Here is a 259-nt window from a genome sequence, read left to right as displayed (position 1 = left end):
GCGAGGTCGTTCAGCGGCTGCGGGCGCTCGCCCGAAAGGCGCCGGTGGAGAAGCAGCCGCTCGACCTGAACGACGTGATCCGCGAGAGCATCGGCCTTCTCCAGCGCGAGATCCTGGCCAACCGGGTCGCCTTGAAGACCGATCTCGCCGTCGAGCTCGCGCCGGTGCTTGCCGACCGGATCGAATTGCAGCAGGGTGTCATCAACTTGATGGTGAATGGCATACAGGCGGTGGCGTCCGTCACCGACCGGCCGCGCCT

Annotated in this window: 1 pseudogene; it reads left to right on the top strand. The window is 66.8% G+C overall.

Going from position 1 to position 259, the window contains the following annotated elements:
* Positions 1-259, top strand: a pseudogene (locus CVH10_RS26165) (hypothetical protein); the annotation flags it as partial.

The sequence above is a fragment of the Halomonas sp. ND22Bw genome, from assembly GCF_003011945.1.
Lineage (GTDB): Bacteria > Pseudomonadota > Gammaproteobacteria > Pseudomonadales > Halomonadaceae > Halomonas > Halomonas halophila.
This window is presented reverse-complemented; position numbering and strand designations above follow the sequence as displayed.